The 24,442-nt window shown below is 58.6% G+C and carries 19 protein-coding genes and 1 pseudogene; 10 read left to right on the top strand and 10 right to left on the bottom strand.

The genetic code is table 11. From position 1 onward, the window contains the following. Positions 1-493: 493 nt before the first annotated feature. From J6497_RS12285 to J6497_RS12265, 5 genes are all read left to right on the top strand, one after another. Positions 494-2,032, top strand: coding sequence for a class I adenylate-forming enzyme family protein (locus J6497_RS12285; protein ID WP_225704517.1), 1,539 nt, complete (start codon positions 494-496; stop codon positions 2,030-2,032). Between the two features lie 187 nt (positions 2,033-2,219). After that, positions 2,220-3,515, top strand: coding sequence for a preATP grasp domain-containing protein (locus tag J6497_RS12280; RefSeq protein ID WP_225704516.1), 1,296 nt, complete (start codon positions 2,220-2,222; stop codon positions 3,513-3,515). A 915-nt stretch (positions 3,516-4,430) separates the two neighbouring features. After that, a complete protein-coding gene (locus J6497_RS12275) occupies positions 4,431-4,757 on the top strand; it encodes a hypothetical protein (RefSeq protein ID WP_225704515.1) in 327 nt (108 codons plus the stop codon). Positions 4,758-5,190: 433 nt separating this feature from the next. After that, the gene (locus J6497_RS12270; RefSeq protein WP_225704579.1) at positions 5,191-6,582 is read left to right on the top strand and encodes a M16 family metallopeptidase; all 1,392 of its coding nucleotides are present in this window, start codon (positions 5,191-5,193) and stop codon (positions 6,580-6,582) included. Next, the gene (locus tag J6497_RS12265; protein ID WP_225704514.1) at positions 6,579-7,952 is read left to right on the top strand and encodes a M16 family metallopeptidase; all 1,374 of its coding nucleotides are present in this window, start codon (positions 6,579-6,581) and stop codon (positions 7,950-7,952) included. Before J6497_RS12270 ends, J6497_RS12265 begins: the two co-directional genes overlap by 4 nt. Before the next feature lie 353 nt (positions 7,953-8,305). Here the strand turns inward: J6497_RS12265 and J6497_RS12255 are convergent, their stop codons facing one another. The 4 genes from J6497_RS12255 to J6497_RS12240 form a co-directional block, all read right to left on the bottom strand. Next, entirely contained in the window at positions 8,306-8,971 is a 666-nt protein-coding gene (locus tag J6497_RS12255) for a 2OG-Fe(II) oxygenase (RefSeq protein WP_225704513.1), read from the bottom strand. Positions 8,972-9,017: 46 nt separating this feature from the next. After that, on the bottom strand, positions 9,018-10,196 hold the full coding sequence (locus J6497_RS12250; RefSeq protein WP_225704512.1) for a GFA family protein: 1,179 nt from the start codon (positions 10,194-10,196) through the stop codon (positions 9,018-9,020). 328 nt (positions 10,197-10,524) lie between these two features. After that, positions 10,525-11,660, bottom strand: a protein-coding gene (locus J6497_RS12245) for an IS3 family transposase (protein WP_225704511.1) whose coding sequence is annotated in 2 segments (ribosomal slippage) — positions 10,525-11,402 and positions 11,402-11,660 — 1,137 coding nt in all. Because the reading frame shifts where the segments join, the coding sequence is not laid out codon by codon here. A gap of 368 nt (positions 11,661-12,028) precedes the next feature. Beyond that, positions 12,029-12,202: a hypothetical protein gene (locus J6497_RS12240; RefSeq protein ID WP_225704510.1), complete on the bottom strand. Its 174-nt coding sequence runs from the start codon at positions 12,200-12,202 to the stop codon at positions 12,029-12,031. A gap of 742 nt (positions 12,203-12,944) precedes the next feature. On the opposite strand from J6497_RS12240, the gene J6497_RS12235 reads away from it, so the two are divergent. The 5 genes from J6497_RS12235 to J6497_RS12215 all read left to right on the top strand — a co-directional run bounded on the left by J6497_RS12235 (position 12,945) and on the right by J6497_RS12215 (position 16,749). Next, the gene (locus J6497_RS12235; protein ID WP_225704509.1) at positions 12,945-13,310 is read left to right on the top strand and encodes a hypothetical protein; all 366 of its coding nucleotides are present in this window, start codon (positions 12,945-12,947) and stop codon (positions 13,308-13,310) included. Between the two features lie 54 nt (positions 13,311-13,364). Continuing rightward, positions 13,365-14,045 (top strand): HAD family hydrolase, encoded by a 681-nt coding sequence (locus J6497_RS12230; RefSeq protein ID WP_225704508.1) that lies wholly within the window; start codon positions 13,365-13,367, stop codon positions 14,043-14,045. Between the two features lie 61 nt (positions 14,046-14,106). Beyond that, positions 14,107-14,970 (top strand): NAD(P)-dependent oxidoreductase, encoded by an 864-nt coding sequence (locus J6497_RS12225; RefSeq protein ID WP_225704578.1) that lies wholly within the window; start codon positions 14,107-14,109, stop codon positions 14,968-14,970. Positions 14,971-15,151: 181 nt separating this feature from the next. Continuing rightward, positions 15,152-15,349 (top strand): hypothetical protein, encoded by a 198-nt coding sequence (locus J6497_RS12220; protein WP_225704507.1) that lies wholly within the window; start codon positions 15,152-15,154, stop codon positions 15,347-15,349. 44 nt (positions 15,350-15,393) lie between these two features. Beyond that, positions 15,394-16,749: an MFS transporter gene (locus J6497_RS12215; protein ID WP_225704506.1), complete on the top strand. Its 1,356-nt coding sequence runs from the start codon at positions 15,394-15,396 to the stop codon at positions 16,747-16,749. 168 nt (positions 16,750-16,917) lie between these two features. On the opposite strand, the gene J6497_RS12210 is transcribed toward J6497_RS12215, so the two are convergent. The 6 genes and pseudogenes from J6497_RS12210 to J6497_RS12185 all read right to left on the bottom strand — a co-directional run bounded on the left by J6497_RS12210 (position 16,918) and on the right by J6497_RS12185 (position 23,910). Then, complete coding sequence (locus J6497_RS12210) at positions 16,918-17,241, bottom strand: hypothetical protein (protein ID WP_225704505.1); 324 nt, start codon at positions 17,239-17,241, stop codon at positions 16,918-16,920. 370 nt (positions 17,242-17,611) lie between these two features. After that, a complete protein-coding gene (locus tag J6497_RS12205) occupies positions 17,612-18,910 on the bottom strand; it encodes an FAD-dependent oxidoreductase (protein WP_225704504.1) in 1,299 nt (432 codons plus the stop codon). 82 nt (positions 18,911-18,992) lie between these two features. Beyond that, a pseudogene (locus J6497_RS12200) lies at positions 18,993-19,409 on the bottom strand (electron transfer flavoprotein subunit alpha); the annotation flags it as partial. 17 nt (positions 19,410-19,426) lie between these two features. Next, the gene (locus J6497_RS12195; RefSeq protein ID WP_225704503.1) at positions 19,427-20,269 is read right to left on the bottom strand and encodes an electron transfer flavoprotein subunit beta/FixA family protein; all 843 of its coding nucleotides are present in this window, start codon (positions 20,267-20,269) and stop codon (positions 19,427-19,429) included. Positions 20,270-21,033: 764 nt separating this feature from the next. Next, on the bottom strand, positions 21,034-22,857 hold the full coding sequence (gene nifA, locus J6497_RS12190; protein WP_225704502.1) for a nif-specific transcriptional activator NifA: 1,824 nt from the start codon (positions 22,855-22,857) through the stop codon (positions 21,034-21,036). Positions 22,858-23,073: 216 nt separating this feature from the next. Then, complete coding sequence (locus tag J6497_RS12185) at positions 23,074-23,910, bottom strand: SDR family NAD(P)-dependent oxidoreductase (RefSeq protein WP_225704501.1); 837 nt, start codon at positions 23,908-23,910, stop codon at positions 23,074-23,076. Positions 23,911-24,442 lie beyond the last annotated feature (532 nt).

The raw sequence follows: 24,442 nt of genomic DNA, 5'->3' as shown, positions 1-24,442 counted from the left end.
ACTTTCGCTCGCCATGATCGGCGCGACATTGCGAGAGATTGCCCCGTATCTCGGAGCGGCAATGTGAAAAGACCTGACGGCTCCAAGACGGTCTTGCTAGTCAATCACACTGAAGGCCAATGCCGAGCCATTATCGGCTTCAAAGATGGGGATCCCAGAGCCGCCTATATGTGTGGCGAGCCTGTATTGAGCAGATCGCGCAGCAAAATCTCCTCATGGTGCGCTTATCACCATTGTCGGATGCACGGAGCCCCTGTCGAGCAAAACTGACGGACGTGAGCAAGAGCCTACACTTTGAGTCCTCGGATTACATTCCACCGTACCTGAGCCTCATGACATCGTCACAAGCTGCACCGTTTTGCAGATACCTGACCGGAGGCGCCTCATCTAAGACAACAACGCGGTCATCGACACCTTCCGAGGGACGTTGAGGAGCTCTCATTGGCCGCTTCGGGAGGGAAGTAGTGTGCAAGCCAGGGAAAGCGGAAGACTGATGGTTGATCTCTGCACGCTGATTGAGCGCAACGCGGCGTTCGCTCCCGACAAGCCCGCGATCCATTTCGAGGGCGAGACCTTAAGCTACGCCGTCTTCAATCGACGGATCGAGCAGGTCGCGCGCGCCCTAAAGAGCCAACTCAGTGTCGGGAGAGGCGATCGCGTCGCGATCCTTAGCCTTAACCGGCCTGACTACCTGGTGCTGCTGTATGCCTGCGCACGGCTCGGCGCAATGCTCGTGCCATTGAACTGGAGGCTTGCGGTCGCCGAGCAGCTCTTCATCCTGTCCGACGCCGCCGCCAAGGTGCTGGTGGTCGAACACGCCTTCGAGGCACTCCTGCCGGCGCTGGCGGAGCAACTGCCAGATATCTTCGTCGTCGGCTTCGATTTTGCGCCCCTCGGCGGAAGCACGTGGGATGGCCTGCTAGACCGAGGGCGCGGCGATGGTCGCAATCCGCACACGGACCTGTCCTGCCCGCTTCTGATCGTCTATACCTCGGGCACCACAGGACGGCCGAAAGGCGCTGTGCTCCGCCAAGAGGCCTTGCTGTGGAATGGGGTTATGAGTCAGCACATGCATGGACTCACCTCGGCTGACCATGTCTTGACAGTGTTGCCACTGTTCCACGTCGGCGGCCTCAATATCCAGACCACGCCGGCGCTGCATCAGGGCGCGACGGTCACGATCCACACTCGGTTTACGCCAGAGGCGACGGTTGCCGCGTTCGAGTGCGACCGGCCTACGCTAGCCGTGCTGGTGCCTGCCACGATTCAAGCCCTGACCGACCATCCTCAGTGGTCGACCACCGACCTAACCTCACTCAGAGCAATTTCCACCGGCTCAACCATGGTGCCGCAGCACCTGATCGAACGCTTTGTCGCACGCGGCGTACCGGTGCTGCAGGTGTATGGCTCCACGGAGACCTGCCCAATTGCTGTCTATACGAGACTCGGCGGCGATCTCACGCGTGGGGGTACGACTGGCCTGCCCGGCCTGTGCTGCGAAGCGGCAATCATCGATAATGCCGGCAACAAGCTGCCGCCAGGCACCCCGGGTGAGATCGCAGTGCGCGGACCTCATGTCTTCTGCGAGTATTGGGGCAATCAACAAGCAACGCGCGAGGCGCTGCATAACGGCTGGTATCACACTGGTGACATAGGCCGCCGCGACGCCGATGGATATTTTTGGGTCCATGATCGCAAAAAGAATCTGATCATTTCCGGCGGAGAAAACATCTATCCGGCGGAAGTCGAGCGTGTGCTTATGGAGCATCCCGATGTTGCAGAATGCGCAGTCGTCGGTCGGCCAGATCCGCGCTGGGATGAAGTGCCGGTCGCCTACGTGATCAGGCGGTCGGGGGCTGGGATTGACGCGGAAGCACTGACCGCGCATGTGCAGTCGCAGCTCGCCCACTTCAAAACGCCGCGCGAAATCATCTTCACGGCAGAATTGCCGCGAACCGCGCTGGGTAAAATCCAGCATTTTATGCTGAAAGAGCTCGATGCGCGATCAAGCCAGCAAGGAGGCAGCAATTGAGTATCGACGGTTTGGCGCTAAGCAATAACTCCCTTGCCATCCGCAGGCGATCTTGCGTCTCAAGCTCACGGAAGTCGTTTCGGTCAACTGTTCTACACGAATACGCTGGCGCACGTTCATCGTAGTGCGGGACTGCCTCCAAATATGCCAAATACCCCGGAGCTAGTTGATGCCGCGGATCCTAATTATGAATGCCGGTACCGCCCAAATGTCGGGCGCCGATCTGACGGCAATCCAACTTTTGCTTGCCGCCAAATCGGCTTGGCGCTCCGTATGGTTCGCACAAGCGGGCGACCTAATTGTCTCTCCGGTAGCGATCCCAACTGACCTGCTACACTACGTTGGCGCGACGCTTAAGTTTGACCCCTCGACCGTCTTGGTGCTCGCGCCAGAAAACGCGCACGAGACAATCCTTAGTGATTTCACTCTGCAGTCCAATACAGTTGTTGAACAACTCAGCCGCCACATCGGTCAGAAAACACATTGGAAACTATGTGCCTGCTACTCTACTGAAGGCGTTGCTCGCTTAGCCGCGATGCTCGGCATACCGCAGAACGGGGACGACTTCGCTCTGCAGCGAGGGCCTGATCTATTGAACCGCAAGAGCCACTTCCGTCAATTGGCAGCAAGTGTCGCACTTCCGCTGCCCAGCGGATGCGTGACAACAAGCTCAGACGAATTATTCAGAGCGGTCACTTCCCTGAGGTCTGAAACCGGCAGCGTGATTGTAAAGTTAGACAATGGAGCCGGCGGGGTTGGAAATGTCATATTAACCGGCAAGGAGAGCGCTCCACTACCTGGGGCAAGAGACACCCGGCGAGTCCTTTGGCCGTCGTTTGATCCTGACGCACTTTGGTATGAGATGACAACCCCGTCGTGCAAAACGGTGGTCGTCGAATCGTACCACTTGGCTCGTTCTCTGTTCTACCTTGAGTTTGAAATCGAGGAAAACGGTTCAATCGAATACGTCAACAGCGGGAACATACGTCTGCGTCCAAGCGAAGATCGATCCGAAAGAGCTCTCGTCTGGACCGGACTAGAGCTTCCAAGCGACCTGAGCAATGAGCAATGCGCGACCGCTTACGCGCACGCCTATCGATTTGTAGAGCTTGCGCGGACGTTGGGATACTGCGGAATGATCAACATAGACGCCATTTTCTCGATTGACGGGCGGCTGCTGTTTAATGAAGCGAACGGTCGGTGGGGCGGGGGCTCGGTGTTGCACAGCATTGCTGACCGGTTGCTAGGACCCGACTATTCCCGTTCCTACGTGATTTCCTCTGTGCGGAACGTTCGACTAAGCTCGCTCCGAATGGCGGTTGATTATTTGGTCGATGAGGGATTGCTATTCGATAGCACACACAAGGAAGGCGTCATTCCGCTTGCCGCCGATCAAGAGGCAGGTACGGTAGAGTGCCTCGTGATCGCGCGCGACAGGCTGGTGGGCCGGAATTTGGAGCATCGACTATTGACGATGCTCTGATTGGGATCACTGCGCCGTATTTCCAGCTCTTTAGGATGCTTCTTCGGTCCATTCGTTCGAACTTGAACATCCCTATTCCCAACCATGCGCTGAAATCTAGTACTTGCCGCCGGGACGTGAATGTCTGCTTGGTCTCTCTGCGGGTAGATCAAACCCCTATGAAGCCCAGGAGGCGCCCTGAGGAGATCGCAAAGCACTCTCTTCCAAGTTGACTGGCCGTTCGCAGCACTGTGGAATCTTCCATTCCAAACCCAAGTTGTTCGGCGCACCAATCTCGTCACGTTGGTACGCGTGCAAACGGTTTAGTCTTGGGGCCTCGACGCGCGGAGCAACAGAATGCCGGAGCGATGCATCGGCTCCGGCACTCAATTCCGCGGTGTTTGGCCCCCATTCCTCGGTTGATCAAAGTCGTTAGGTAGATCGGCTGGATGTACGATAGCTTCCCCGGAAATGAGCGTCAAAGTTTCGACCGTCACGGCGTAGTGGTTCGCGTTCCCTCTCATTGAGGTGAAGCCGATACTCCACCCAGCAACCAGAGGTTCGCTTGGCTTGAAGAATGCTCCAGTCGAGCTGATAATTTCCCAGAGAGCCTTTGATCCGGTCACACTATAGAGAATTCCGATGGCAGCGTTTCATAGCAAGGGGTCTATCGGTGCTGAGCGTCGACGGCATTTGACCTGACGATAACGAACGGCGATGAAGACGACAAAATATCTTCGTGCGTCGAGTACTGATTCATCTCGTTAGAGAGTGCCGGCCTGCATCAATAGACCTCATTCGGACGCCATCCCAATTCGTTCTATCTAGCTAGTGTCCCGAACCAGAAATTCGCGACATTACGATGCCTGGGCTTGAGTATTGTACCGCCCTGGCCACGAGATCCGGGTCGGTCGTGAGCTTGAACGTGTCCATCGGGTGAGGCTGCACCTGAAGGCCCGCCAGATGCGCTGCATCCTTGAGACCGACAGCCCGCCTTCCTTCGCCATGCGCGCGAGCTCTAATGGGTCGCATCATGTGGAAGGCTTTCCAGGGCGTTTACTGCTCCTGATCCAGGCCAACGATCCGCGGATTTTTGCGCTCGTGCGTGCTTCGGATCTCGCGATGAGTCTTTTTCTCCGAAGACTGCGTTGGCCGACGCTCAAGGCTGGCGACGTCATCACGATCAACGACCAATTGCGGCCGGGAAAAGGGCGACCGGAACGACCATTGAATTCAGGGGTGACTCGATGGAAAGCAGCGTGAAGAGCACTTCGATGAGCGGAGCGCTCTTGTCGACGCGGCCCGCAACGGGTCAATGTCGATTGGCATTGTCCGATGTACGACGGTGTTGGAGACGCGACATAGCTGGTTCGGGTGCCCCCGTTGTATTTAAAAGAGTTTTTTCTTTGGCACGGGTAATGCTTTGGGTTATGCGAATCGCGTTGGACCGACCATAGTCCCGCGGAAAAGCATAGGCTCTCTCGATCGGATTATCGGAGAGTATAGAGCAACCGAGAGATGAAATTCGTTCATCACCTCATTCCTTATACCAAACGAACTGCAATGGAGCTTTTGAAGGGCCATGCCGATCCAGCAGCTGACGAACTATGTCGGTGACAACGCCGGGGCAAAATACCAGTCACCCTATCGTGCTTTCTCCTGGGACCTTTGGGCTCGGGTGTTTACACGTATCCCGATGTCCTCATACCGATCGGCGGCTTGTCTTGTTGCTGCACTGCTCACGAGTTGCAGTCTCTCCACCGGCGGCGCGTTTGCCCAGACCGCGGTCACGTCGGCTCCGCCGACCAGCTTCACGCTCAGTAACGGCCTCCAGGTCGTGGTGATCCCCGACCACCGCACGCCCGTGGTCACGGAGATGATCTGGTACAAGGTCGGCTCGGCCGACGAGACGCCCGGCAAATCGGGGCTCGCCCATTTCCTTGAACATCTAATGTTCAAGGGCACCTACAAGCATGCACTCGGCGAATTTTCCCAGACCGTGTTTCGCGTCGGGGGCAACGAAAACGCTTTCACCTCAGTTGATTACACCAGCTACTTCCAGCGCGTCCCACGCGAGCAGTTGCCGACCATGATGGAGCTCGAGGCCGATCGCATGACCGGCCTCGTGCTCAAGGACGACAACGTGCTGCCCGAGCGCGATGTCGTGCTGGAGGAATATAACATGCGGGTTGCCAATAGCCCCGACGCGCGGCTGAACGAGCAGATCATGACCGCGCTCTATCTCAACCAGCCCTACGGCCGGCCGGTGATCGGCTGGCACCAGGAGATCGAGAAGCTCAACCGCGAGGATGCGCTGGCGTTCTACCGCCGCTTCTATGCGCCCAACAACGCGATCCTGGTGATCGCCGGCGACGTCGAGGCCGCTGACCTGCGTCCGCTCGTCGAACGCAATTTCGGCCCGATCCCGGCGCAACCCGCGATCCCTGCGCGGCGCATTCGCCCGCAGGAGCCGGAGCCGGCCGCCCCGCGCACCGTGACGCTGTCCGATCCGCGCGTCGAGCAGCCCAGCATGCGCCGCTACTATCTGGTGCCCTCGGCGACGACAGCCGCGGCCGGCGAGAGCGCGGCCCTCGACGTGCTGGCGCAGTTGATGGGCAGCGGCAGCAACTCCTATCTCTATCGCGCCCTCGTCGTCGATCGTCCGCTCGCGGTCTCCGCCGGCGCCAGCTATTCGAGCATTTCGCTCGATCCGACGCAGTTCTCGATCTCGGCCGCGCCGAAATCCGGCGTCAGCTTCGCTGAGGTCGAGCAGGTGATCGACGGCGTCATCGCCGACGTTGTGCAGAACCCGATCCGCGCCGAAGATCTGGAGCGGGCCAAGACCCAGCTGATCGCTGAAGCGATCTACGCCCAGGACAATCAGGCAGTGCTGGCGTATCGGTACGGCGGCGCGCTGACCACTGGTCTTTCCATCGAAGACATCGGAAGCCAGCCGGACCGCATCCGCGCCGTCACCGCCGAGCAGGTTCGCGCCGCCGCACAAAAATGGCTCGAGAAGAAGCGCTCGGTGACTGGCTATCTGATCAAGGACACCGCTACCGCCAAGCGCGAGGAGAAGCGTTCGTGACCCATCCCTTCCTTCGCGCGCGACATATCGCACTGTCGTTCCTCACCGGCGCTGCGCTGGCGCTCGCCGCGGTTACGCCGTCCGAGGCCGCCGCTAAGATCCAGTACCTCGTCTCGCCGGGCGGCATCGAGGCCTGGTTCGTCCAGGACGCGACGGTGCCGCTGATCGCCATGGAATATTCGTTTGCAGGTGGCTCGGCCCAGGATCCCAAGGACAAGCCGGGCGTCGCCAATCTGGTCGGCGATCTCCTCGACGAGGGCTCCGGCGAACTCGACTCCAAGACCTTCCACGAACGTCTGGACCGCCGTGCCATCAAGCTCAGCTTCAGTGCCAACCGCGACACCTTCCGCGGCAGCCTGCGCATGCTGCGCGACAACAAGGACGAGGCCTTCGACCTGTTGCGGATGGCGCTGACTTCACCGCATTTCAACACCGTTGATGTCGAGCGCATCCGCTCGCAGGTCATCTCGGGGCTGCGCCGCGAGACCACCAACCCGACCTCGCTGGCAAGCCGCAAATTCCTGGAGATCGCCTTTGGCGATCATCCCTACGGGCGGCAGACCAACGGCACGCTGGACAGCGTACCGACCATCACGATCGCTGACCTGAAGGATTACGTCGGCCGCATGCTTGCCAAGGATACGCTGAAGGTCGCGGTCGTCGGGGACGTTGATCCCGCCACCCTCGGCAAGCTGCTCGACCACACCTTCGGCAGCCTGCCCGCCAAGGCCAACCTCACGCCGGTCCCTGATATTGTAGCTGCCAAGCCGCCACAACGCGCCTTCGTGCCGCTCGACGTGCCGCAGACCGTGATTACCTTCGGCGGTCCGGGCTTCAAGCGCAGCGATCCGAACTTCATGGCGGCCTATGTCGTCAACCACATCCTGGGCGGCGGCGCGTTGTCCTCCCGGCTCTATCGCGAAGTGCGCGAGAAGCGGGGTCTCGCCTATTCGGTGTTCGAATCGCTGCGCTGGATGGAGCACTCCGCGCTGTTCATCGGCAATACCGGCACGCGCGCCGACCGCGCCGGCGACACTATCGATGCCATCGAGAAGGAGGTGCGCCGCATCGCCGAGGAGGGCCCGACGCAGAAGGAGCTCGACGAGGCCAAGTCGTACCTCAAGGGCTCGCAGATGCTGGCGCTCGACACCTCCTCCAAGCTCGCTCAGGCGCTGCTGCAATATCAGCAGGACAAGCTGCCGATCGACTATATCGAGAAGCGCAACGCGATCGTCGATGCGGTGACGCTGGATGATACGAAACAGGCGGCGAAGCGGCTGTGGGGCCAGGGCCTCCTCACCGTCATCGTCGGCCGCGCTCCGCAAGCCGCGGCGCAGCCTGCCGCCGCTCCGGCGCCGAAGTCGAACTGATAAGGCGCACCCTTGTGGCCGGGCTTGTCCCGGCCATCGACGTCATGACGCCGCGCTGTTGACGTGCGTGCTTGGTGGCTCCGGGCGCGCCCATTGCTGGTACCACCATGCTGCGGATATCCCGAGACGTTGCCGTCGACGAGTACGACATGGAGACCGGCTTTGTCCGCGCCTCAGGCGCGGGCGGACAAACAACAAGGCCGTGGAGCGATCGCTGTTGGCGAAGCTTCGCGACTGCCAGCCGCTTTGACAGCGGCTGGGAGCCAGCCCTTCAGTTCGAGCGCATGCTCGATACCCTTGCCGGATAAGCGGCGGCGTAATGTCGCGAATTTCCGGTTCAGAACACTAGGACCTCATGCGCCAACAGCCGGCTTTTCGATCATCCGGCGGTTCGCACCGCGGTATTTTGAACAAAAGTAGACCAGTGACCAACGCTCCCCGGCGTGCACCTGCCTTACCTCATGCTGGAACCTACATGTGGTGATAAGTACGGTTCCCTGCAGTGGGCGAAACACTTGGGGTTCACGCTCGGTTGGATATACGACGAACTCACCGCCCTCGAAATCTCTCGCGAGCTGAACAATCACAGAATACTCGAAGTCAGGGTCGCTCTTAGCATCCAAATGGATGCCAACAAAGGACCCAGGCGGCATGCGATGCATTTGGCATCGGCGAATGATGTACTCCGATGAAGATCCAAAGATCTTCCTGAGCGCAGAGACCCGCTCTGTCCTTTCAAGTAATTCGATGATCTGCGCTGAAGCTGTACCATTCACGTTGCTAGGATGACGGCCGGGGTGATCCAGCCGCACTCGTTTTACAAAAACATTGTGAGAATCGCCGGCATCTCCCTTCTGAACCTCCTCTTCGGGAATATCGGACTGCAGCTGATCGATCCTAGCCAACTCATCTTTGGTGAACAGCGTCTCGGGGGCAACCAGGACCGTACCTTTATCACTCAACTCTGAGCGGTACTTCGCGAGGGCATCTTCTGAAAGCAGGCCAAGTTTATCACTCATTGTGCGCCTTTCGGTTTCACTCGAAAATTCGAACTTAAGGGGTCTTCTAGTCCGCCTGCAGCGAGCGGATCTCCTGCTCCCAATTCTCGCCGTCGAAATCATCTATTTTTATGCTTTCGATCGTCGTTTTATCTAGGCATTGAACATTTACGCTGAATCCTGACGGATTCGATCGCGGCCGATAAAATGGCTTTACGCCGCAAACCCGACAAAACGTGTGCCGAGCGATGTTCTTATTGAACTGGTACGTAGTTAGGAATTCTTCGCCGCACTCAATCCTGAACTTGTCGTCGGGAACGAGCATGTGCAGAAATCCGGACATTTGGCAGATTGAGCAATTGCACTTCACTGCAGAGATCTCCTCTGGCGCTCGGACGTAAAACTTGACAGAACCACAGTGACAGCGGCCACGGTGTTCAACTTCCGGTCGACCATCTCCGTCAAGCGAAGCGGTTCGGATCAGATTGCGACACCACTCTAAGCTGAGACGATACGCACGATCAAATTCATCTAAGAAACGGCTATTGCAGTCGGCCGGGACCAATTCGCTAATAAGCCGGCTTGTCATCTCTCCGTGATATCTCTCCGCGGGATCCTCGCCGCCCACATGGACCCGGAAATACTCAAGATCGTCAGACCGAGCATCAAAGGTTTTGACCAACGTGATCCAAAGTGCCTGGATCATTTCCGCAGCATGTAGCTCAAACGCTACCATGGAGGCGCAACGCACTATCGGGTCTCTCGACGACAAGCCATGATATAGCGCACGCAGGTACTGGCCCGTTCTGGCGCTGTAGTTAGGCTGTATTGCTCGGCCAAGTAGTCGCGACGCATCCTTTCTAAAGAGCTTTGAGTGGAAGTTTTCTGTGTCCAGAATATTGGGTAGTGCAGCATTGCCGCCTTGGAGAACCCGACTATGACCTCCCGTCTCATCCCAGCAGATAAAATTTGCGACCACACTGGTCAGCTCAACGTCCCTCGGAAGGTCCCGATTACGATGTATTGCGTCGAATATGAGATCCTTTTGCGATCCCGCTTGCAGGTACGGGAACGCTTGTGACATCGCGAAGTATTCAGGTAGCAGGCTGGCAACCTGATCTTTAGACATCTCCGCAGCGAACGGATGGGGGCCGAACAGAGCCCGAGCTTGGTGAGCCAAGCACTCGTCAACTGGTATCTCCGCAGGCTGATGCAATTTAAAGGGAGAAGCAAGGGAAGACGTCATTTGAACCCCGGTTATGCAGAGAGAGAGTTTCTTGGGTTAAAAAACGATCGAGGACGCTATTTCTCCTTCAAAGACAACGATCGTTACCGTCGTCGTTTGACGCTGCGTGTTGTTGTGTTCAACCGTGTTCGGTTGAAGACATCCATGTCTGGAGCCAGACCCCAAGGCAGAAGGAATCCGCCGGCTCGGGGCGAAGCACATGGTCTTTCCCCTCATCAAGCAAGGCTCGTACCAAGGTCCTTGTCGGCACGCCTGGGGCTGCGCCAGTGAGCTGGTCCCGGTTGTCTGAACAGAATCTCCGCACCGATAAGTGGAGGGTCTGCCGGGGTTAGGCCGCCATGCGGATTGGCAGCGGGTTGAAGTAGGCTTGATCCGGTGTGCTGTCGTCAAGGCTCGCGTGTGGACGCCGGCCATTGTAAAAGTCGAGGTATCGGCCGATCGAGGCGCGGGCGTCGGACACGCTGTCGTAGGCACGCAGGTATACCTCCTCGTATTTGACGCTGCGCCACAGCTGCTCGACGAACACGTTGTCCCGCCAAGCTCCTTTGCCGTCCATGCTGATGGCGATGCCGTTGCTGGCGAGCGCGCCGGTGAACGCCGCGCCCGTGAACTGCGAACCCTGGTCGGTGTTGAACATGTCCGGCTTGCCGTGGCGAGCGAGGGCATCCTCCAGTGTCTCGACGCAGAATGCGGCTTCCATCGTAATCGAGACGCGCCACGACAGCACCCGGCGGCTGAACCAGTCGAGCACCACGGCCAGATAGACGAAGCCGCGCGCCATCGGGATGTAGGTGATGTCCATCGCCCAGACCTGGTTCGGGCGCGTGATCTCCATGCCGCGCAACAGATATCGATAGATCTTGTGGCCGGGCTCGGGCTTGGTGGTGCGTGGACGGCGGTACAGCGCCTCTATCCCCATCCGCCGCATCAGCGTTTTGACATGCCGGCGGCCGATCTTGCACCCCTCGGCAGCCAGCAGGCCTCGCAACATGCGCGAACCGGCAAAAGGAAACTCCAGATGCAGCCGGTCGAGCCGCCGCATGAGCGCAAGGTCGCCGGGCGACACCGGACGCGGCAGGTAATAGACGCTGCCGCGGCTGATCTTCAAAACTTCCACCTGCCTGGTGATCGGCAGATCGTGCTCACGGTCGATCATCGCTTTGCGCTCAGCAATCCCGCCTTGGTGAGCGCTCCTTCTAAAAAATCGTTCTCCAGCGTCAGCTCCCCGATCTTGGCATGCAGCGACTTCACGTCGACGGCCGGTAGCGTCGCGGCATTGCCGCCCCCTGGACCGAACACTTCGGCGGCGCCGCCCTCAAGCTGCGCCTTCCATGCGGTGATCTGGTTGGGGTGGACATCGAACTGCTCGGCCAATTGTGCCAGGGTCCGATCGCCCCTGACCGCGGCAAGCGCCACCTTCGCCTTGAAAGCCGGCGTGTGGTTCCGGCGTGCTCGTCTGCTCATCGTCTCTCCTGATTCGCGGGCCAATCTTGCCCACCGTCAGGCAGAAACTCCACTTATCGTCCTGTTCAGATTTGCGGAGCCGGCTCAGTCTCAGTCGCGGCAGGTTCGTCAGGCAAATAGCCGCTACAATTTAGCTTTCGTACGCTCGGCGCTTGAAGACGACCGTTGTCCAGCATCGCCCGATTCAGGAGTCGCAGTCATGGCTTACAATTATGTTGGGGCACTGCGGGCCAGGCCGAATGCCGCGAACAGGATCAAGAACGATAGGCGTGTGATCGAACCGAAGAACTGCACCGGATTCGGCGACGGAAGTGACCGCTACAGCTCGAAAAGCACACAAGTCGAGACTCCAGAGCTGTGAGGCGCTGTCATTCTTCTTTCTGTCCCAGCAGCTTTCCAGTCTTGCGACTTATGAAGTGCAACCGCAAACAAGCGGGGCAAACAATGCCCTGAAACTCCCGTTCCGTCGCGTCGGCATCATCATCGAGCCATTTCTGGACCATCATGTTGGTGATCGGGCAGGCGAAAGTGAAGGCGCGCATATCTTCCCTTCGGTGTTGAGTGCTGGTCAAGCGCAGAAAGCGAGACCCGATGTACCTAACCTCGCAACCGGAATAATGCAGGTGCCGGCCCGGGCACTCGCTCCAATCCACACTAATGAAGTCCTCAGGAAATTGCCTTGATCTCGCGCAAGCGAACCGTCTCATTAGGACTACAGCTCACAATCGAGGGATCAGTGAGTACCCCTGCGAGACGTTCCGTGCATTCACTCGATCGTGCCGCGACCATTGTGCACTTTGGAACGAATCCATGATCTCGGTGGAAGATGGTGCGACGGAAATCATTCGGCGCAAACAAACCCCACATCCATAAGCAAGTAAGTCGAGCAAAACGACTATCGCACCACAGATTTACCCGAAAGCCGGAGGATACTAAAGCCAGTCGACAAGATAGAAAGCCGTCGAGACGAAGCACGTGCCTCTCTTGCATCAAAATATCTCCGGTCTGCTCTCGATGCTGGAAGATCGGCATCTCCTGGGTGTCTCAGGCCGCCACAGCGACAAGTGGGCATCAAAGCTGAGCGCTTCCTACTCTGCTCTTGGGCGTTGCTCGTGATTGAGGGTACAATTACCTGCTCGCAAACAGCATTCATGATCTCCTGGGCACCCATAACGCTGTTTGGATCAATGGTAGTCTTCTTGTGGTTCTCTGAGCATCACGGAACGGCAAGAAAAGTAATGTCCAACCGACGTCCACGGTTGACAAAATGCAAGGGCGGATTTGATGCCGAACATCATCTCGTTGCAACAATGCCGGCCTACAGACAGCCTGAGCTATACAGGCCGTTCGTACAACAGGAGCGCAGGTCAGTTCGCTCCTACTCAGCTCTTTTTCATGTCCGGTGTTGCAGGCGCTTATCTGTTGCCTTCAAGCCGTTCACAAAAGACGGTTTACGATCAGCTCAAGCACATGGTTCCCGCGGTTGAAAATCGTGGGCAGATCCATCAGCGCTGCCACTATCACACTTATCTGCCCTCTCAAGTTCTCGTATCCTTGCTCCCGCAGGGACATGATGGAATCGATCTATCTCCGTTTTACGTTCGAAATGCCAACTCCTGCGGAGGCAAAAACGCGCGAACGAAAGATTGAATAGCTTGACCACCGATCTCGCCTTCACAAAAGTATCCGCTGCCCGAGGTCACGATGAAGCCGCCTCTTGTATTCGATTGGAACGGCACTCTGCTCGACGATGCCGGTGCCTTGCTGCAAACGACGAACGCCATTCTGAGCCGATTCGGCCGCGCTGCCATCGATATGCAAACTTTTCGGGACCAGTGCGACGTTCCACTTTCCGTCCTTTACCGCAATCTCGGGATGTCGGAACGCGACGTCGAAACGGTGGACAGCGATGGCAGCGCTATTTTCCACGACACCTACGAACCGCTGGCCAGCAAAGCCGATCTGCGCGAAGGCGCCCGCCGCATTTTGGAAACGGCACGTCAACAGGCCGCTTCAACCATCATTCTCAGCAACCATATAGTCGAACCTCTTCGTGCCCAATTGCGAAGACTTGGAATCGACGATTGCGTCAACGACGTTCTGGCCTTTGAAAGCCGCGCTATTCAATACAAAAGCATGAGCAAAGGCGAACGGCTTCGCCTTTATATGCAAGCGCACAGTCTGAACCCCGGGTCAACTTTCATCATCGGGGACATGCCGGTCGAAACGGATATCGCACGCAATCTTGGCTTGATCAGCATAGCCATCACAGGCGGATTTGTTTCCGATTCGCGTTTACAGGCGGCGCAGCCGGATTACCTCATTGATAACCATCATAAGCTGCTGCGCATTCTGCAAGAGCACGGCTTTTTTCGAAATGCATAGTGGCCGAGAGCATGACTGAAATCCGTTATCAACCGCAACGCCTACACTAGCGGGACAAAGGATCGGCCTGATCGGCGCAGGACGTATGGGAACCGGCATAGGGATCAGCCTTTTGCGTCATGGCGCCGAACTGCATATCAAAGCCAACAAAAACCGTGCGGGCGCGGAACGTTTAATCGGCATGGGTGCTTGTGAACACGCTTGCATTGCTGAATTGGCCAGGCATGTAAATGTCGTCGTTTTGTCCTTGCCTTCAAGCCGCAAGGTTGAGGCAGTCTGTCTTGGGCAACACGGATTGTTCGCGCATTTACCCCGACGGAGTCTGATACTTGACTGCACAACGTCTTATCCTGCTTCAACGCTCGTTTTGGCCGAACAGGCTCAAAAGCATGGCTTACCCTTCATAGATGCCCCCGTCACACGAAGCCCTGAACATGCGGAGCAAGGGCGTCTCAACGCCATTGTTGGGTCGGATGAGAACAATTTCCATGACGCTGCCGGGATTCTTGCTGTGTTTTGCGAGATCATCGTCCATGTCGGCGATATTGGGCAAGGCCATAGGCTCAAGCCGGTCTATAACAGCATGACGATGGGCATGGCGGCGGTAGCTGCCGAAACTTGCCAGTTTGCCAAGGGCCTCGGCATTGATCTTGCAACCTTACGCTCGTTGGTCAGTCGCGGCGCGACCAACAGCGGAATATTCCAAAACTTCGCAGCCTTTGTATCGGGCGAAAAACCGGATGTTTTAGCAATATCCATCACCAATGCGGCAAAGGATATTGATTGCGCCGTGCGGTTAGCAGGCGAAGCCGCGATAACCGTGCCGGTTCTGACTGCCGCCGCGCAAAAATTACATACCGCTGTTGCCGAAGGAAAAGGTGAACTCACCTTACCTCATCTCGCGCTCCCTGAGGATAACAGATAACAGTGGTAACGGCACCCGAAGTACCGGAAAAACTGGTGGGCTGCACACTTTGATGACCGTCGCGATTTCGATAGGCGGCGGTTGTTCGTGACGCCGAAGGTACCGCGTATTTTGTGTTTCGACTGTCGGTCGTTCTCCTTCCATACCGGTGTAGCGGCCTTGAAGATTGCGCTGGCGGCAGATGGGTGTTGTCGCCGAAGATCGGCCAAAATTCCGTTTAATCCGCGATTGGCTCCTGGCTGAACAACAAATCCTGAAAATCTGTGCAACGGTGCGGCAGTCGCCGAAAATCTGCCGAAAAGATCAGGCGCTTTCGGGTTGGTCGGTAGCGTCTATGATGGCAGATTCCCGGCCTAAAATTGCAGTTGGGCTGGCGTGAGGTTTTTCCGCAACCGGCCATTTCAGACAGGGAGAAAACTCACAGTGTCACAAACATTCATCCCGCGCGCACCAACGGTCAAATCGCGCATCGGCGCGATTTTGCGTGCGACTAGCGGCAACTTCCTCGAGCAGTTTGACTTTTTTCTATTCGGCTTTTACGCCAGCGCCATTGGGAAGGCGTTCTTCCCGTCCGAGAGCGAAACTGCTTCGCTGCTCAACACCTTCGGCGTGTTCTGGCTGGGCGCCTTGATGCGTCCGGTCGGCGCCATCGTGCTCGGAGCCTATATCGACGAAATCGGCCGTCGGCAAGGCCTGATCGTTACGCTCTCAATCATGGCGATAGGCACCGTGATCATCGCCTTCTGTCCCAGTTACGCGACAATCGGCATTGCTGCCCCCATCATCGTGCTGCTCGGAAGGTTGCTGCAGGGCTTTTCCGCCGGCGTCGAAGTCGGCGGCGTTTCGGTCTACCTGTCGGAGATCGCAACCCCGGGCAAGCGCGGATTCTACACCTCGTTCCAGTCATCCAGCCAGCAGGTCGCGATCTTTGTCGCGGCGATCGTCGGTTACGTGCTGAACGAATCGATGCCGGTCGAAACGGTAGCCGCCTGGGGCTGGCGCATCCCGTTCTTTCTCGGCTGCCTAATCATTCCGCTTATCTTCTTGCTGCGCCGGACGCTGGAGGAAACGCCGGAATTTCTGGCCATGAAGAAGCATCCCACGGCCCGCGAGGTCTTTGCCTCGGCACTCGCCAACTGGCGTATCGTCATCCTCGGCATGATGATTGCGACCCTGACCACAACGACCTTCTATTTCGTCACCGTTTACACGCCCACATTCGGGAAGAATGTGTTGAAGCTGTCCTCCCAGGACGCGCTCTTGGTGACGCTCTTGGTCGCGGTGACCAACTTCATCTGGAATCCAATTGGCGGCGCCGTCTCTGACCGAATCGGCCGCAAGCCGGTTCTGCTGGCCATGGCCGGCCTTGCGTTAGTGACCGCCTATCCGGCATTGCACTGGCTGGTAAGCGCCCCCACTTTCGGCAAGATGCTGGTGGTTGCTATGATGTTCTCGTTCTACTTCGGCATCTATAGCGGCACTATGCTGGCCGCTCTTGTCGAAATCGTGCCGAAGCATGTGCGCACAACCTGCTTCTCCCTGGCCTTCGCACTCGCGGCCGCCTTGTTTGGCACCTTTACGCCACTCGCCTCGACTTGGCTAATCGACCGGACCGATGACAAGGCTTCACCGGGCCTTTGGCTGATGTTCGCAGCCTTGCTCGGCATCATCGCGGCACTCACCGTCTATCCCGGGACCGCCAAGCCGTCGAGAGTTGCGAAGCCGTCGCGGCCTGAGCGGCCCAACAGCGTTTTAAGCGTGCAAGCCACACCGTACTAGCCAGCGGTCCCAACCGCTGACCGGGCGAAGCATCGAGCCTTGTCTTCGGTGCCCCTGCCAGCATTCGTTGCTGGCAGGGCGGGAGCAAGGCCGGACCGTTCCATTAATGGAAGGTGCGCCTCGACAACGAGATTCAATATCTGTGCTCGGTCCGGTTCTTACACATGATCAGTGGTGATTTCCGCCTCCACCAGAATGATCGCCAACGTGGTCACAGCCGCTGTGATTAGCGCTCCCGCTATAGTTGCTTAATCCAGCATCGAAATAAGGAAAACTCCATCGCTCTGCATCCATCGAGATGTAAAGTGCCCTAACCGCGCCGTATTCAGGATCAGAGAGCTTAAGAAGATAGAGCGTCTTTCTCAACTCGGCCAAATGTCTCAGCCTCGCCTTCTTATTGAAGAACGAATAAATGGCGAGGCCAACCGTAGCCAAGCCAACGATGCCGCGCACAGTGGTTGTGATGGCAGCTGAAATGGCAAACATATTCATCGCGGTTCGCTCTTCTTCGCATCCCGTTCAGGCGAGAACGACAAATGCGCATCAGGCGCTCCATGCTGCACGAGGTAACTGCCGCTTCGGCCACCTTGGGATGATCCACGGGACGGGCGTCGGCGCCATGTAGATCCTCTGCTCCGCCACAAGCATGCGTAGCGCTGCCGGCATTGTCAGGTCGATCGCGACGCAGCTTTCAGCAGGAGCGACTAATTGCAGTGACGGGCTCGCTCGTGAGGCCCCCCTTGATATAGGCAGGTCCGGCGTCGGCCAAATAACGGCTATAGAACAGATCGTCCTTGACGCGCACCGAATGCTCCAAGTTCGTATTTTGGCGTCTATGTTTTCTGCTTGAGTTACTGTTGATTCAGCGCCAGGCGCGCGGGAAGCGAAAGCCATCGCCGAAGAGTCCGGTCCATGACCACACATCGCCAAATGATTTTGCGTCCGACTTCTCCTCCTCCGCCTCTGGCCTGCCGCCGATGCGAGCGAAGTTCAGGATCGCCTTCGAGACGAGCTGCGGATAGGTGAGGAGAAAGTTGTCCGGCTGGGTATGCATCAGCGCCGGCATATCCTTCTTTTTCGGATCCTCGCAGGACTCACTCATCATCTTCTTGTACAGTGAAAAACTCTTCGACGTGCTACGACCGCCGCGCGACTTGACAGAGAAGATCGCTTCCGCGGCAATTCTCCCAGAGATCATCGCAACGTTCAGACGCCCGCGATAGCTGGTATTGTTGAGTTCGGCGGCATCCCCGACCACCACCCAGCCCTTGCCGTAGAGCTCGGGTATGGTGTTGTAGTCGCATTTCGGGATGAGGTGCGCGGAATATTCCTTGAGCTCTGAGCCCTTGATTAGCGGCACCACCGATGGATGACGCTTGAAGCGGTCGAGTAGCCCGTAAGGCGTTTCGCCCGTTCGCTGGAGATCGGAGACGAGGCAGCCGATACCGAGTGAGATGCACTCCCTGTTCGCATAGATGAAACCCATCCCGGTCATGCCGCGCGAGATGGTGCCGGCGGCCTCGATCACGACCCCTTCGTCGCGCTTGAGTTTGAAACGGGCTTCGATCGTCTCGCGCGGCAAAAGGTGCATTTCCTTGATCTCCAACGCAACCTGGTCGGGCGTCGGCCGCTCGCGCAAGCCCGCACACGTCCCGAGCAAGCCATTGACGCCCTCGGCGATCACCACTACATCGGCGTGGATTATGCCTTCCTGGCGGTCAGTACGCACACCAATGACGCGGCCACGGCGGTTCTGCGCCAGCTTCGTAACGGCAGTCTGGCACAAGACGGTGGCGCCGGCCTCCCTCACCTTCCGGGAGAACCATTTGTCGAATTGGGCGCGGATGACGATATACCGGTTCGGTCGCTCGTCGTTGCAGTCGTTGAAACGGTAGCGCAGCCCGATATGGGAGCGGCTATCCATTATCCAAAAGCGCTGCTCGACAAGGCGGCGCTCGAGCGGCGCGTCCTTGCGGAAATCGGGGATCAGCTGTTCCACGATGTCCGCATCGAGGATTGCACCCTGCACGTTCTTTGATCCGGAACATTCGCCGCGCTCGAGCTGCAGCACCTTCATGCCACGCTTGGCCATCGTCAGCGCCGCCGCGTTGCCGGCCATTCCCGCGCCAACCACGATGGCATCGAACCTCTCTTCGATCATGAGGCCTTTCCTTTGTTCAGTGGCGCATGTTCTCGAAACGTATCCTAGCTTGCGACGCGGTCGCGTGAATGCGGCGACCGGCGGAGGCGGCGAGATCACGGCTCAAGATCGTGGCTCCCAACAGCAGGATCTCCGGCTTGTGGGTGTTGACAAGATCGGTGAACGCCATGGTGTAGGACTCGTTGCGGTAATCTGCGAGCATGTTGTCGGCGACGAAATAGACAAGGTCGGCACCGTAGAAGAATTCGACCGTGGCGCTGCACGTCGCCTCGCCCTCCGGACCGATCACGACCGCCGCGAGATCAACCTTCAGCTTCTCGGCGAACTTGCGGCCCGCGTCCATCAGCCACAGGAGACCGGATGCACCTGCCACCGCTTTGCCGCCGCTCCAGTTCGATGAAGACCCTGACATGCTTGTCAGCGTTGAAATGCCCGGCAGCGCCTTCTTGGCGGCGCGCCCTTCCGCAGGCAACGCGGAGGCTCGTATCACGTCGCTCATCACCAAGGCTCTTCAGATCAGGCCTCGCGGGCTAGGGCCGCAAGGTCGGTTTCAAGCTTGGGCTGGTGCTTGAAGATGGCATCGATCAACGCTTGCGCCGGCTGTTCGGCGGCCTCCACCAGCACCGCCTTCTCGGCGCGCGCAGAGGGCGCAAAAACTCGCTTGACGACGGTCGGCGAGCCCTTGAGACCGCATTTGGAGATGTCCTCGACGCCGGCGTCCTGCGCGCTCCATTTCCCGATCGGCGCCCGGGCGGCACGCAATGCATCCGCCATGGCGCCGCGGCGAATCTGGTTGGTTGCCTCCAGCATGGTGACGAGACACGGCAGCCTGGTGCGGAGCACCTGGACGCCACCTTCGGAGCGCCGTTCCGTTTCAATTGTGCGTGCGGTGAGATCCAGGGCCCTGATCTTGGCGACGTAGGTAAGCTGCAGCACACCGAGCCGCTTCGCGACGCCGGGCCCAACCTGCGCGGTGTCGCCGTCGATGGTCTGCTTACCGGTGAAGATGAGGTCCGGCGGGCCATATTCCTTGCCGATTTTGCGAATGGCGGTCGCCAGCGCGTAAGTCGTTGCCAGCGTATCGGCGCCCGCGAAGCAGCGGTCGGTGAGCAGTACGGCGCGATCGGCGCCAAAGGTCAACGTTTTGCGCAATGAGTCCTCGGCTGACGGCGGCCCCATTGTAAGGACGGTGATCTCGCCGCCGAACTTATCGCGCAGCTCCAGCGCGGCCTCGAGCGCGAAGAGGTCGTATGGATTGATGATGGTCGGCACGCCCTGACGCATGATCGTGTTGGTCACGGGGTGCACGCGGATCTGCGCGGAGTCGGGAACCTGCTTGACGCAGACGACGTTGTGCATGTGCTTCTCCAGACGTTGCAACGGCTGGCGAAGAGAACAGCAAGTGTCGTACCATTGCGCGAATTTCAAAATCAGGCAGCAATACAATGGCTTTTGGGAAGCGTCATGCCATTGTGCCTGACGTTCGCCGACGACGGAATTGCGACATTCGTCGTGACTACGACAGCTCGATTCGCGGCGTGATTTGTCGTTGATCTGGATCAAAGAGGGCGGTCCAAAAACGGGATGCGCTTTGCTCGAGTCGATCCATACGCGATCCCGAGTCTCCGCAGCGGCCGCTACGCTCCCGAGGGAGCGTAGGTCCTGAGCCGATTTGCACTGGACGATGCTTCGCATCGTCAGGAGCAACGGCGCCGCCGCAATAAGCTTGTGGCGCCTGCGATCGCGAGGCACCCGGCGTTCCCTTCGCGCGCAGGCCCGCATCGCGCAGCGGTCGCTGGATATGACGCCGGGCGTGGGTCCAGAATTGAACGCGGTCGAACGGCAAGCGATGGCCTCCCTGACTGTATCCGGGCGTGAGCTGATGGTCGATAGCGACATCGCCAACGGAATCGCGATGACAGCGCCGCGTTCGCACCACCTTAGTGGGCATGCCGACCGCCCGTGGTCGGGCGGGCTGATTTCGATGATGGCAGACTCTGCGCCGACGCGGGGGTCGTGATCGGGTCTAAGGTCGCGCCAAACCACCAAGTCTTTATTTCTCCAGCTATTCGTCCCAACGCCGATGGTCACGGCCCCGACACGCCGCAAGTCCGACAGTCCTTTCAGAAATGCTTGATCTCGATGCCGTATTTCCTCAGGGCGTAGCCAATCTGGCGCGGTGTCAGTCCAAGCACGCGCGCCGCCTTCGCCTGCACCCAGCCGGACCGTTCCATGGCCGCGATGAGACGCTCGCGATCTGTCATCTTCGCACCACCTACGAGGGCTGCGCCGGCTGGCGCTAGCGGAGCCAGCTCGCCGCCGCAAGGCGGGACCGACGTACCGGCGTCAGCCGGCGACGTGGCCGGCTTGACGGGCATTGGTACGATCGGCCCCGACTGCAGCGCCATCTCGTCCGATCCGCTTTTCCACAGCATCGCGGAAAGGCACTGGCCGTGGCAGCAGGCAAAGTCGTCTCTCACGATCGACGGTCCCGGTGCCATGGTCGCGGTCCGCTGCACGCAATTCTCGAGCTCGCGGACATTTCCGGGAAAGCCGCAGTTCTTCAGTACATCAATCGCACTCGTATCGAAGGTGAGCGTACGGCCGTTCTCGCTGTTGAAATTTCTGAGAAACTCGGTCGCGAGGAGCGGAATATCACTGCGCCTTTCGCGCAACGGCGGCAGCAGCAATGGAACCACGCTGATGCGATAATAGAGGTCGGCGCGGAACTCGTTCCTTGCCACCGCCTCTTCCAGGTTCTTATTCGTGGCGGCAATCACGCGAACATCGACCTTAATGGTCTGGTTGCCGCCGACGCGCTCGAATTCCTGCTCCTGCAGGACGCGCAGTAGCTTTGCCTGGAACGAGGCCGAGATCTCGCCGATCTCGTCCAGAAATAGCGTCCCCTTGTCGGCGAGCTCGAAGCGGCCCTTGCGGGAGCTGAACGCGTTGGTAAAGGCACCCTTCTCATGACCGAACAATTCGGATTCCAGTACCGTCTCAGGGAGCGCCGCGCAATTGAGCTTTATGAAGGGTCGCTTGGCGCGCGCTGACCGCTCGTGAATGGCCTTGGCGACCAGCTCCTTTCCGGTACCAGACTCGCCGCGCAACAGCACCGTACTGTTTGATTTGGCCACCACCGCGACCTTCTCGAGCAGCCCGCGCAGCGCCGGGCTGTCGCCAATGATCCCCTCGACATGAACCTTCTTGCGCTCCCGCGCAGGCTGCTTGAGCTCGGACAATTGCTTTTGCAGCCGGTCCTTCTCCGCCATCAGTCGCTCGCGGTCACACGCGAACAAGCGATGCAGCTTCACCGTCTGCCCCATTAGGTTGGCAATCATGGTGAGCAGCTGTACGTCGTGATCGAGCCGGGCGCTCGACGCGTTGTCCAGGACGCGGTCGATCGTCAGCGTGCCCACGACATTCGCATCGATGCGAATGGGAACGCCGATGAACGACACTCGCATGTCGTCGGAGGCTCCGAGCACCTCCATCTCCGCAGCACTAAAGGCCGAATGCACTGCTACGTTTTCGGCGACGAGCGGCTTGTCCGATGCCACGATCTCGTCGATTGCCTTCTGCGGCAGGCGCATCCGGTAGCACTCGTCGCTGCCGTCGCTCCAGCCGGCGCCCACGGTAATGTCCGGCACGTTATCATCGTGGAACAGAGAGACGATACCGTGCCGCATCTGCACAAACGATTGCAGAAGATCGACAGCGTTGGTCAGCGTGACCTCGAGCCGGCAGGGGGCGGTGAGTACTTTCGATATTTCGAAGATGCCGATAATCGCGCTCTCGTGCGACGGCACATTGGGAACCGCGTCGTCCGTCTCGGAGTTTGAGTTAGGCCTTTCGCGTACGGAAGGGATATGCAGCATCACGATGTCTCCGTCGTTATGAGCATCCTCCCTATCATCCTGTTCGGATTTGCGGATATTGTGTTGCATGTCATCCTCGATCTCGCCCCAATTTCAGGGGGCGACCGCAAGACATAACTCCTTTTCATGGCACGACGATAAACTTGCGGCGCCGCGCGACAGTAAACTTTCAGTGCTTTGATTTGCTTGTTCTCTGCTCTTCCGTACTCGTCGCGCGGATTCATGCCGAGCCCGAGTTCCATTGATGTAGCATCAGCTGCGAATTTTCGACTGAGGTTTAGCGAATCAAAGGTGTTGGCCACCATTGATGGGCACCTCGGTGCCCGTGACATAACTTGCTGCATCCGAGCATAGGAAGAAGATGACCTTAGCGACTTCTTCGGGCGTGCCCACCCGGCGCAGCGGGATACTTGGTACAAGGCGCGCTTCCGTGTTCGGCGACAAAATGTCCGTCTTGATCTCACCGGGCGCGATCGCGTTCACGCGAATGCCGGCCTGTGCATAGTCGTGCGCCATTTCGCGCGTGAGACACGCGAGCGCAGCTTTCGACGTCGCATAGGCGCTGCCGGCAAACGGGTGCACCCGCGAGCCTGCGATTGAGGTCACGTTGACAATTGATCCCGACGCTGCTTTCAGCTCGTGAAACAGGCCTTGCGCGAGCAGGATCGGCGCCACCAGATTGAGGTGGAACACCCTCATCCAGGTTTCGACTGACGTCGTCAAGGACGTCAGTCGTGTGCCATTCGGCGTCTTCGGCGAAATGCCGGCATTGTTGATCAATGCGTGCAATGGCGCGCCCGCGAGGCGCTCCTTGACCTCGGCGATGACGCGCGGCAGCATCCGATGGTTGCTGAGGTCGACCTGGATATGGTTGTCGGCCCCTGACTCCCAACGGCACTGCCCGGCATCGAACGGTTGGCGCGCGCAAGAGATGATGCCCCAGCCCGCTTCCGAAAACAGCTTTCCAGTGGCGTGACCGATGCCGCGCGATGCCCCGGTCAGCACCACCGTCTTCCGTTCTCCCTTCTGGATGCGGGCTCTATCGGAGTGAAACGGACAGCTCACGTCGGCCGCCTTCGGTGGACCGGCAACCGCATCCTCGTTTCTCAGATCGAGAGTCAAAACGCGCCTCCATTCTCTTGCCTTCGCCCGCGAACGCGGTGCAGGATTTGGGCCAGTGCGATGCAGAGGAACGCTCGCGCGTTTTGCGGCCCAATGTCGTGTTCGCAACAGCTTGGCGGGTTCCAGTCGTCAAACGTGTTTGCTTTCGGACAGTAGCAAACGCTGGTGCACAAGCCGATGTTCGAGTCCCGCAAGACGTGCACGGCACTGCCCACTTGGCTCGGCTCTTGCTCCATGACCCTAGTGCGCGGCTGGTTTGTCGCAAATGTTATCAATGCGGTCGGCGAGGTCCGTCAGCTAAAATTGCGCGCATATCAGAACCGCTGGCGAATTCGTTTAGTTGGCTCTGACACCCTTCGATGCGGAGGAATGAGGTATTGCTGTTGAGCAATCCGCCCCTCCTGAGAACCAGGCTACCGGCCACGTCATTCCAATTCATCATTTCGTGATCGAACTGGGTCTCAGGATCGGCGGCAGCGAACCTTACCCTGCAGGCGTTTCTCGCGGCCTCCGCCATCTCAGTCTTCTTTGA

Origin of the sequence: Bradyrhizobium cenepequi (genome assembly GCF_020329485.1) — a bacterium.
Taxonomy (GTDB): Bacteria; Pseudomonadota; Alphaproteobacteria; order Rhizobiales; family Xanthobacteraceae; genus Bradyrhizobium; species Bradyrhizobium cenepequi.
This window is presented reverse-complemented; position numbering and strand designations above follow the sequence as displayed.

What these genes read in the sequence shown, in the direction of transcription:
- J6497_RS12285 (WP_225704517.1), top strand. Translation starts at nt 494, where the DNA reads ATGGTTGATCTCTGCACGCTGATTGAGCGCAACGCGGCGTTCGCTCCC.
- J6497_RS12280 (WP_225704516.1), top strand. Translation starts at nt 2,220, where the DNA reads ATGAATGCCGGTACCGCCCAAATGTCGGGCGCCGATCTGACGGCAATC.
- J6497_RS12270 (WP_225704579.1), top strand. Translation starts at nt 5,191, where the DNA reads ATGTCCTCATACCGATCGGCGGCTTGTCTTGTTGCTGCACTGCTCACG.
- J6497_RS12255 (WP_225704513.1), bottom strand. Translation starts at nt 8,971, where the DNA reads ATGAGTGATAAACTTGGCCTGCTTTCAGAAGATGCCCTCGCGAAGTAC.
- J6497_RS12250 (WP_225704512.1), bottom strand. Translation starts at nt 10,196, where the DNA reads ATGACGTCTTCCCTTGCTTCTCCCTTTAAATTGCATCAGCCTGCGGAG.
- J6497_RS12240 (WP_225704510.1), bottom strand. Translation starts at nt 12,202, where the DNA reads ATGCGCGCCTTCACTTTCGCCTGCCCGATCACCAACATGATGGTCCAG.
- J6497_RS12235 (WP_225704509.1), top strand. Translation starts at nt 12,945, where the DNA reads ATGCCGAACATCATCTCGTTGCAACAATGCCGGCCTACAGACAGCCTG.
- J6497_RS12230 (WP_225704508.1), top strand. Translation starts at nt 13,365, where the DNA reads ATGAAGCCGCCTCTTGTATTCGATTGGAACGGCACTCTGCTCGACGAT.
- J6497_RS12220 (WP_225704507.1), top strand. Translation starts at nt 15,152, where the DNA reads ATGGGTGTTGTCGCCGAAGATCGGCCAAAATTCCGTTTAATCCGCGAT.
- J6497_RS12210 (WP_225704505.1), bottom strand. Translation starts at nt 17,241, where the DNA reads ATGAATATGTTTGCCATTTCAGCTGCCATCACAACCACTGTGCGCGGC.
- J6497_RS12205 (WP_225704504.1), bottom strand. Translation starts at nt 18,910, where the DNA reads ATGATCGAAGAGAGGTTCGATGCCATCGTGGTTGGCGCGGGAATGGCC.
- J6497_RS12195 (WP_225704503.1), bottom strand. Translation starts at nt 20,269, where the DNA reads ATGCACAACGTCGTCTGCGTCAAGCAGGTTCCCGACTCCGCGCAGATC.
- nifA (WP_225704502.1), bottom strand. Translation starts at nt 22,857, where the DNA reads ATGCAACACAATATCCGCAAATCCGAACAGGATGATAGGGAGGATGCT.